This window comes from Streptomyces sp. NPDC050211 (assembly GCF_040656035.1).
Taxonomy (GTDB): domain Bacteria; phylum Actinomycetota; class Actinomycetes; order Streptomycetales; family Streptomycetaceae; genus Streptomyces.
The window spans coordinates 65,308-72,207 of sequence record NZ_JBFALC010000053.1 but is presented as its reverse complement, the minus strand read 5'-3'; the positions used below and the strand labels follow the sequence as shown (position 1 = coordinate 72,207).

The following is a 6,900-nucleotide window of genomic DNA, read 5'->3' as shown; positions in this document are numbered from 1 at the left end:
ATCCGGAACGCGGGTGGGGCGGTCGCCTGATGGACCGCAAGCCCGGGGCAAAGCGCCCCGGGTCACTCAAACCGATCTTTGCGGGACAGCCCTTAGGCGCCCGGAAAGTAGTGGAAGAGTCGACTCTTGCTGGTGTCGGTCCGGGTCAGGATGTCGTCGAGCGCCGTGAACACGACGCTGGCTCGCGTAGCACTCAACGGCGCCCTCGACGATGTGCGCCCCTGTGGCTCACTCGACATTCGCCTTCGCCTTGGCCTGCACCTGGACGAGCACTCTGCCAGGCTACAGATAGTCAGATTGGCTGAAGTCGCGGGTATCTCGCGCCTGAAGCAAGAGATATCCCAGTCCCCAGGATGCCCGGGACTACCATCAGCCAGTTGCCGCAGCTGGCGTCCAAGTACAGGCTGTCTACGCAAACATTACGGCAATTGCATCCCATACCATGGAACACTAGGTGTGCCGCTATAGAGCCCCGATACCAATTCATAAGGGAAGAGAGTCTTGAGGAATAGTCCATTTTGATTTTGAATCTTGTTGTTGTCGGCGGTCCAGAACTGTCCGGAACGGTTACCACAGGGCGCCGTATAGACTTCCCCAAAAACAGAACCTCCATCCGTGGTTAGACAACCTCGAGTAGTTCTTTCCACGAGCCGCCGCATCGTATGCCCATTCCAAGTATTCGATTCACTTCCCCAATACCAGTCTACAACGTATTCTCGGGGGTCAAGCTCGGCAATATCCGCCGCAACGGGGCTATCGCCATCCCTTTCAAAGGCCAGGTAGTTACCTTCCTGGTTCACATAGGCCCAGTATGTAGTTGCAGGCGCGAACGTAGCGGCTTGAACGGACGCGGCCGGTCGCGGACCGCGACCCCCGAGGGACCGGGCACCACGAACGGCGCCCCCGGCAAGATGCTCGTGGACCTTGCACTGTCGGTGGCGCTCGGCGGGGACTGCGAGGCCGGATGGCGCGCTCGATGGGAGGCGGGGCGGCGGTTCCTGCAGGCGGACGGCGAGTCCGGCAAGCGGTACGGCAACGAGACCATCCGCGTCACGCCCGACGGCGAGGTCTCCCTCAAGCTCCCGGCGCCGCTGGGGCACCTGGCGAACGCGCCGCACGGCCGGTACGTGCTCACCGCCCGGGTGAGCTTCGCGCACCGGGGCGAGCAGTGGACCGACCGGGTCACTGCCAACCGGGCCGTGGCCTACCGCATCCACGAAGACACGGGCCGGGGCCGCTGGTACCTGACCGCGTCATGGACGAACCCGCCCGTCCAGACCGTGCCGCTGGAGGCGGCCCGCGCGGGGGGCCTGGTCGGGGTGGACACCAACGCCGACCACCTGGCCGCCTGGAGCCTGGACGAGCACGGCAACCCCGTCGGCGCACCGCTCCGGTTCGGCTACGACCTGTCCGGCACCGCTGCCCACCGTGACGCGCAAGTCCGTCACGCGCTGATCCGCCTGCTGCACTGGGCCAAGCGCCACGGCCTCGCGATCGCGGTCGAGGACCTCGACTTCACCGCGGAGCAGACCCGGGAGAAGCACGGCGGCCGCAAGCGGTTCCGCAAGCTCATCTCTGGCATGCCGGTCAGCAGGCTGCGGGCCCGGCTGGTGTCGATGGCCGCCGAACTCGGCATCACCATCGTCGCCGTGGATCCGGCCTACACCTCCACCTGGGGCGCCCAGCACTGGCAAAAGCCCCTCACCAGCAAGACTCGTAAGACCTCTCGCCACGACGCGGCTGCCGTGGCGATCGGAAGGCGCGCCCTGGGGCACCCGATCCGGCGACGGACGGCACCGCCCCCTGCTCACCGGAGTGATGAGCAGGGGCATCGGCCCGTCCAGGCCCGACCGGGCACCCCGGGGCGTGAGGGAAACCGCCCCCGCATCCCCGGACCACGGACACGATCCGTGCGCGCCGGACGCGGAGCGAAAGCGGTCGACCAGAACGCCCAACACCGTTCGGGGCGTTCGGCTGAGCATGAGTTCTGGCAACAGGACTCACTCCCGCTCAGTCTTTAGGAACGGTCGGAGGACCGTAGCTCTTCACTCATCGCCCGCCCCGTTGGTCTCGAACGGCGCGCTCGGCGCACCGGAACCGTCCGAACCGTCCGCCTCGCCCTTCCGATTGATCTCTGCGGCGACGAAACCGAGCCCCTGGATCATGTCGGAGGTGACGGCGGAGTCCTCCGCCTCGGTCCGGCCCGCGCCGTGCCGCGCCGTCGTGGCCACGGTAACCGGCCCTAACCGGAACTTGTACCAGTCGAAGGGGTGCGCCCCGCTCCGCCCGTCGACGACCCAGTCCCCGACCTCCGACAGATCGTCCTCGGAGATCGCGTTCCGCTCGTCGCTGTACGCGTTGACCTGGGAGTACAGGCCGAGCACCCGCTCGGTGGCGTTCAGCCGCTGCTCGGGGCAGCGCAGTGCCGACTCCAGCGAAGCTGCCATGTCGCGCCGCGCGGCCACGACGTTCTCGTGCACGGTGACGGTCAGCGACACGTACACCGGCCCCTTGGCGCCCTGCTCCGGCAGCTCGAACGCCCGCGTGAGGCTGGCCAGCACGGTGTCCGCCAGTGGCTCGCGCCGCCATAAGCAGTCCGCCCCGAGCACGGCCCACTCGGCCGGATCGCTCTCGAAGGGCTCGCGCTTGCGATACCCGGTGCCGAAGTAGTCGGGCCGCACATCGAGGTCGCGGATGTACGCGACCGCCTCGGCCCGCGTCTTCGGCGCCCGTTCCTCCGCGAGCGTGTACGGCTCGCTCACCTCAGTCGGCGAGGGCGAAGCGCTGGGAACCGACTTCGGCTTCTTCTCCGCCCCGGCCCCGTCGTCCGACCCGCTGGTGCACCCCGCCAGCAGCAGCGCCCCCGCAGCCGTGACGAGGGCTGGTCTCCACCCGGCCATGTATCACTCCCCTCCGAGCCCCACCCGTGAAGGAAGTGTGGCGCATGGAAACGCCCTCACAACTACCCTTGCAGAAATGCCAAGTTAAGGGCGTGGATGATCAACAGGGTGGCGATGGGTTCGACGGCGACGACGACCGCTTGAGGGCCGTGTGTCACGGCGAGTCACGGGTACCCGTAGGGCCGAAGTGCCGTCGAGGCCCTTTCAGGCTCCCTTCGGGCTCCTTTAGGAGATGACTCGGATGCTGTTCATCGGACTGCTCCTCCTCGCGGGCGCCGCTGCGTTCACCGGGCTCGCAATCGGCGACAATCTGTCCGGCGGCCCTGAGTACACCGTGTCCGTCCTCGGCAACGACATCGCGACCATGAACACCCTGGCCGTCTTCTGCTCCGGCCTCGCGCTGGCGCTGATCTTCTGCCTGGGCCTGGCCATGGCGATACGCGCGACAGCACACCGACGCGCCAGGAGCCCCCGCGCCCACCGACCCCGGTTCACCGGGCCGGACACCGCGACCGGACCGCACCCTCAGCACTGACGAGGGACGCATCAGCCGACGGTTCCGCTCTTGCCAGGCAGGGACAAGAGCCGGGCGAGCCAGTCGGTGCGGGTGCGGCGGGCTGTGGCCGAGATCTGCGCCTGCGGGAACAGCGCGTCGAAGCCGTGGCAGCCGCCTGCCCAGACGTGTAGTTCGGCCTGGCCACCGGCCGCCCAGATGCGGGTGGCGTAGTCGGTGTCCTCGTCGCGGAAGACCTCGGCGGAGCCGGTGTCGATGTAAGTGGTCGGCAGGTCCGAGAGGTCGGCCAGCGCAGGTGAGACGTACGGGGGTATCTCCTGGTCGGTGAGGTCGCCGAGGACTGCTCGCCATCCGAACGCGTTCATCTCGCCGGTCCAGACACCGGGAACGCCGGAGTACTGGCGGCTGGAGGTGGTGGCGTTGCGGTGGTCGAGCATGGGGCAGATCAGCACCTGCGCGGCGATCGCCGGGGTGCCGAGATCGCGGGCCAGCAGGGTGACGCCGGCGGCGAGCCCGCCGCCCGCGCTGGCGCCCGCGACGACGATCCGGGCGGTGTCGATGCCCAGTTCGGCGGCGTGCTCGGCGACCCAGAGCAGGCCCTGATAGCAGTCGTCGACCAGGGTGGTGCCGGTGGCCTCCGGGGCGAGCCGGTAGTCGACGGTGACCACCACCGCGCCGAACCGGTCGAGCCACTCCAGCGGGATGTCGATCTGCGAGAAGCGGTCGCCCATGACCATCCCGCCGCCGTGGATCCAGTAGACGCAGGGTGCGGGGGTGGTGCGATCGGTCTGCGCGGGGCTGAGGACCGACAGGCCGATCCGGGCACCGTCCTTGGCGGACACGGTGATGTCGCGCCGCTCGACCTGCCGGTGTTCGAGGAGGGACTCGACGGGCGTCGAGGGGAGCTGACGCAGTTGGGCGAGGACTTCCGGGTTGAGCTGGGACATCAGAGGCATGTCGGCCAGGAGTTCATGCAGTTCGGAGTCAAGGGCGGGGCGTGCCGTGGTCATGGTTGCTGCCTTTCGGGGCGTCGGGCGAGAAGAGGTCCGCGTTCGATCCGAGGGCTTCAGAAAGCGGCCTTGCCGCGGACCGGGACGTAGTCGGTGTACTCGGATTCCTTGGCCAGCAGCCCGTCGATCCGCGCCACGATCGCCTGGGCGGCCTCGCCGGCGAAGATCCGGTGGTGGGCTTCCTCACTGGTCCAGCCCTCGGTGACGTGGACGACGTCGGGGTCGGACGCGGAACGGGAGACCAGGTAGACGACGCAGTGTTCGCTCGCGCCGGGGCTGCCCTCGTGCAGGCCGGTCAGCAGCAGGTCGACCAGTCGGTCGCCCATTCCGGGCCTGGCGGTCAGGGTGGCGTTGAAGCCGTAGGTCGCGTTCATGGCTGCCTTCTTCTCGGTGAGGGAGTGCGGTGATTCCATTGAACGCTTCTGACCTGCGGAAATGTTAGAACGATGCTCGCTGGCGCTTGCACGATCCTCGCAGCGGCGGGAGACCGCACGCGGGGATGGTGCTGCAATGGACGCATGCATCTCGAGGAGCTCCGCACCCTGCTGGCCCGGCATGCCCGCCCCGACTGGACCACCGCCATCGACGGCGTCCTCATCTCTAAGGTCGACCGGCCGGATCCGCCGGCGCCCTCCATGTCCGGCATGGTGCTCGCGGTCATCGCCCAGGGCGCCAAACGCCTCGCGCTGGGCGACCGGGTCTACGAATACGGCGCCGGGCAGTATCTGGTGGCATCCGTCGACCTGCCCGTCACGGGGCAGTTCACCCAGGTCGAACCCGGGCGACCGGCCCTCGGCTTCGGTCTGACCCTGGAGCCGTCCGCCGTGGCCGAACTGCTGCTGCGGGCCGGTCCCGGCGACATTCCCCGCGCCGACGGAGGCGTGCCATCGGGCATCGCCGTCAGTGACGCGTCAGCCGCGCTGCTCGACGCGGTGGTCCGGCTGCTGCGCCTGCTCGACGAACCTCGCGACCGGGCCGTACTGGCCCCGCTGGTCAAGCGCGAGATCCTGTGGCGCCTGATCACCAGCGAGCAGGGGGCGACGGTTCGTCAACTGGGCCTGGCCGACAGCGGCCTCAGCCATGTCTCCCGGGCCGTGCGGTGGATCCGCGAGCACTACGCGCAGCCCTTCCGGGTCGAGGATGTGGCACGCATGTCCGGCATGAGCGTCTCCGCCTTCTACCGCAACTTCCAGGCGGTCACCGCGATGAGCCCCATCCAGTTCCAGAAGCAGATCCGGCTGCAGGAGGCCAGGCTGCTGCTCGCCACCCACCCGGGCGATGTCACCGGCGTCGGCCGGCGCGTCGGCTATGACAACCCCTCACAGTTCAGCCGGGAGTACCGCCGCCAGTTCGGAGCGCCCCCGAGCCTGGACGCGGCCCGCCTGCGCGACACCGTACGCAGCCCCGTGAGCGTCATCCCTTGAGCGGGCTGGACGAGGGAAGAGGATCGTGCAAGGCAGAGCGAGGATAGATCTACTATTTGCGCAGCTCAGAGCGATTCAATGGGATCACCGATTCTCCAGCGGAGCAAGAATATGCCTGTCGCTCCGCGGATCCCACCACATCGCAAGGGGCACAGCATGAAGACTGTTCTGATCACTGGCACGTCGTCCGGATACGGGCGGGCGACCGCCCTCCACTTCCACGCGCAGGGGTGGAACGTCATCGCCACGATGCGCACCCCGCGTCCGGACGTCCTCCCCGAGTCCGACCGGCTCCGCATCGTCGAACTCGACGTGACCGAGCCCGACTCCATCACCGCCGCGTTCGAGGCAGCGGGGCCCATCGATGCCCTGGTCAACAACGCGGGCGTCCCCTCGATCAGCGTGTTCGAGGGCACCCCCATGGCGCGTGTTCGGGAGGTCTTCGAGACCAACACCTTCGGTGTCATGGCGACAACGCAGGCGATACTGCCCCAGTTCCGGGAGCGCAGTTCCGGCGTGGTGGTCAACGTGACCTCCAGCGTGGTGCTGGGACACATGCCGCTCTCGGCCGTCTACAAGGCGAGCAAGATGGCCATCGAAGGGTTCACCGCATCCCTCGCGCTCGAACTCGCGCCATTCGGTGTGCACGCGAAGACGGTCGAGCCGGGTGCCTGCCTGACGACGAACTTCGCGGCCAACGCGACGAACGGCGCCTCGCTGGACGAACTGGTTCCGGCGCCCTACGCAGCGTTCGCGAAGAAGGCCATGGACGGCTTCATGGGCCAGGACGTCTTCACCGAGGAGAGCGACGTCGCCGAGACGGTCTGGCGAGCCGTGCACGACACGACCGGCCAGCTCCGCTTCCCGGCCGGCCGCGACGCGGTCTGGCTCGCCCAGGCGAAGTGACCGACCGGCGGGCAACTGAAAAGGCCATCGCGGGCGGGGGGGGGGGGGGGGGGGGGGGGCCCCCCCCCCGCCCGCCCCGCCCCCCCCCCCCGCCCCCGGCCCAACAACGGTGTGCGGCGGTTGAACCGCCCCCCCACGCCACACCG

At 68.5% G+C, this 6,900-nt stretch carries 6 protein-coding genes and 1 pseudogene; 4 read left to right on the top strand and 3 right to left on the bottom strand.

Features of this window, described 5'->3' with window-relative positions; genetic code table 11:
* Positions 1-962 precede the first annotated feature (962 nt).
* Positions 963-2,021 (top strand): annotated as a pseudogene (locus AB0I98_RS37145) (transposase); the annotation flags it as partial.
* A 24-nt stretch (positions 2,022-2,045) separates the two neighbouring features.
* On the opposite strand, the gene AB0I98_RS37140 reads toward AB0I98_RS37145, so the two are convergent.
* Positions 2,046-2,900, bottom strand: coding sequence for a hypothetical protein (locus AB0I98_RS37140; RefSeq protein WP_362949577.1), 855 nt, complete (start codon positions 2,898-2,900; stop codon positions 2,046-2,048).
* A gap of 241 nt (positions 2,901-3,141) precedes the next feature.
* Here AB0I98_RS37140 and AB0I98_RS37135 point away from each other — a divergent pair, with 241 nt between their 5' ends.
* On the top strand, positions 3,142-3,435 hold the full coding sequence (locus tag AB0I98_RS37135; protein WP_362949575.1) for a hypothetical protein: 294 nt from the start codon (positions 3,142-3,144) through the stop codon (positions 3,433-3,435).
* An 11-nt stretch (positions 3,436-3,446) separates the two neighbouring features.
* Here AB0I98_RS37135 and AB0I98_RS37130 read toward each other — a convergent pair whose 3' ends face one another.
* Positions 3,447-4,424: an alpha/beta hydrolase fold domain-containing protein gene (locus AB0I98_RS37130; RefSeq protein WP_362949573.1), complete on the bottom strand. Its 978-nt coding sequence runs from the start codon at positions 4,422-4,424 to the stop codon at positions 3,447-3,449.
* A 56-nt stretch (positions 4,425-4,480) separates the two neighbouring features.
* Entirely contained in the window at positions 4,481-4,798 is a 318-nt protein-coding gene (locus AB0I98_RS37125; RefSeq protein ID WP_362949580.1) for an antibiotic biosynthesis monooxygenase, read from the bottom strand.
* A 144-nt stretch (positions 4,799-4,942) separates the two neighbouring features.
* Here AB0I98_RS37125 and AB0I98_RS37120 point away from each other — a divergent pair, with 144 nt between their 5' ends.
* The gene (locus AB0I98_RS37120) at positions 4,943-5,848 is read left to right on the top strand and encodes an AraC family transcriptional regulator (protein WP_362949571.1); all 906 of its coding nucleotides are present in this window, start codon (positions 4,943-4,945) and stop codon (positions 5,846-5,848) included.
* Positions 5,849-6,004: 156 nt separating this feature from the next.
* The gene (locus AB0I98_RS37115; protein ID WP_362949569.1) at positions 6,005-6,754 is read left to right on the top strand and encodes an SDR family oxidoreductase; all 750 of its coding nucleotides are present in this window, start codon (positions 6,005-6,007) and stop codon (positions 6,752-6,754) included.
* Positions 6,755-6,900: the final 146 nt, after the last annotated feature.

Excerpts from the sequence above, each read along its gene's own strand:
- AB0I98_RS37115 (WP_362949569.1), top strand. The coding sequence starts at position 6,005 with ATGAAGACTGTTCTGATCACTGGCACGTCGTCCGGATACGGGCGGGCG.
- AB0I98_RS37120 (WP_362949571.1), top strand. The coding sequence starts at position 4,943 with ATGCATCTCGAGGAGCTCCGCACCCTGCTGGCCCGGCATGCCCGCCCC.
- AB0I98_RS37140 (WP_362949577.1), bottom strand. The coding sequence starts at position 2,900 with ATGGCCGGGTGGAGACCAGCCCTCGTCACGGCTGCGGGGGCGCTGCTG.
- AB0I98_RS37130 (WP_362949573.1), bottom strand. The coding sequence starts at position 4,424 with ATGACCACGGCACGCCCCGCCCTTGACTCCGAACTGCATGAACTCCTG.
- AB0I98_RS37125 (WP_362949580.1), bottom strand. The coding sequence starts at position 4,798 with ATGAACGCGACCTACGGCTTCAACGCCACCCTGACCGCCAGGCCCGGA.
- AB0I98_RS37135 (WP_362949575.1), top strand. The coding sequence starts at position 3,142 with ATGCTGTTCATCGGACTGCTCCTCCTCGCGGGCGCCGCTGCGTTCACC.